At 66.3% G+C, this 1,612-nt stretch carries 2 protein-coding genes; both read right to left on the bottom strand.

Going from position 1 to position 1,612, the window contains the following annotated elements; genetic code table 11:
* Nucleotides 1–105: 105 nt before the first annotated feature.
* Nucleotides 106–501: a DUF4345 family protein gene (locus EOA85_RS34840; protein ID WP_065011182.1), complete on the bottom strand. Its 396-nt coding sequence runs from the start codon at nt 499–501 to the stop codon at nt 106–108.
* A gap of 110 nt (nt 502–611) precedes the next feature.
* Nucleotides 612–1,612, bottom strand: a 1,001-nt coding sequence (priA, locus tag EOA85_RS34835) for a primosomal protein N' (RefSeq protein ID WP_127212697.1), incomplete at its 5' end; no start/stop codon positions are given.

Here is a 1,612-nt window from a genome sequence, read left to right as displayed (position 1 = left end):
GCACAGGCATTTTAAGACCGCAATGCGTCGTCCCGCATGGTTTTCAGGCACTATTGTCGCATCCGGCGGTGCGGTTCGACCGTCGGTCCCGAATTAGCCTTTGATTCAAGGCACAAAGCCGAAGGCGAAGGCAAGCGGCAGCGCCGCCAGCACCAGTTCCACCACGATGGACGCCCAGTTGAAAGGCGTGTTGGCGCCGTCCGACATCATCGACAGCAGGCGGCCGAAGGCGGTGAACAGCCAGGAAAAGCCAAGCGCCATGTAGAGCAGCGGTTGCGCCAGCAGAATGCAGCACAGGCTGACGCCAAGATAAAAACCCGACATCCGGCCGCGCCCTTCGGCGATCGCTGCCGCCTTCTCAGGCTTGACCTGCAGCCGCAGAATCCGGAAGGCCAGCCCCGGCGCCAGGAACAGCAGCAGGCCGAACAGCAAGGTCACGACGGCGCTCGACCACGCCAGCCACTCGCCCTGGCTCATCGGCCACGGAAACGCAAATTCCATACTGCCCCCTCGAAAATGGCTGGTTCGAAATTTCGGGCATTCTAGCGAAGGAAGAGACATGCGCCAGATGGCGTCGGCAATTTACGAAAAGCCTGTGAGCTGACGGCCTCTCACAAAAAGCTCTGCGGGTCTATGTCGACCTGCACCCGCACCGAGCCCCGCATCTTCGGTCCCTCGGCCAGCATGGTGCGAATGAACCCCTGCATGTCGGCGCGCCGCTCGCCTTGGATCAGCAGGCGAAAGCGATGGCGACCGCCGATCAGCGACAGCGGCGCCTCGGCCGGGCCGAGCACGAACAGGTCGGAGGCCTGGGGCGCCGCCCGCCGCAGGCCGCGGGCGTGCCCTTCGGCTTCCGCCCGCGTCGCCGCGCTGACGATGACGCCGGCGAGCCGGCCGAAGGGCGGCAGCGCCGCCCGCTCGCGCTCGGCGATCTCGCGCTCGTAAAAGGCCTCCGCATCGCCGGAGACGATCGCCCGCATCACCGGATGGTCGGGCTGGAAGGTCTGCAGCAGGCCAAGGCTCTTCTTGCCGGTACGGCCGGCGCGGCCGGTCACCTGGCTGAGCAGCTGGAAGGTGCGCTCGGCGGCGCGCGGATCGCCATTGGCCAGGCCAAGATCGGCGTCGACCACGCCGACCAGGGTCATGTTTGGGAAATTGTGGCCCTTGGCGACGAGCTGCGTGCCGATGACTATGTCGGCCTCGCCGTTGGCGATGGCTTCAAGCTCTAACCTCAGCCTCCGCACGCCGCCCATCAGGTCGGACGACAAGACGATGGTTCGGGCGTCGGGGAAATGCGCGACGACCTCTTCGGCGATGCGTTCGACGCCCGGCCCGCACGCGACCAAATGATCAAGCGTGCCGCATTCCGGGCAGGCCTCGGGCCGTCGCTCATTGTGTCCGCAATGGTGGCAGACGAGCTGGCCGCGAAAGCGGTGCTCGACCAGCCAGGCCGAGCAGACCGGGCAGCCGAAGCGATGGCCGCAGACCCGGCACAGCGTCAGCGGCGCATAGCCGCGCCGGTTGAGGAACAGCAGCGACTGTTCCTTTTTCTCCAACGTCTGCCGCATATGGCCAAGCAGCACCGGCGACAGGAAACCGCCGCGCGCCGGCG

This window comes from Mesorhizobium sp. M5C.F.Ca.IN.020.29.1.1 (assembly GCF_003997375.1).
In the GTDB taxonomy this organism is placed as follows: Bacteria; Pseudomonadota; Alphaproteobacteria; order Rhizobiales; family Rhizobiaceae; genus Mesorhizobium; species Mesorhizobium wenxiniae.
Note: the sequence above shows the minus strand (reverse complement) of the source record. Positions and strands in the feature narration are given on the sequence as shown.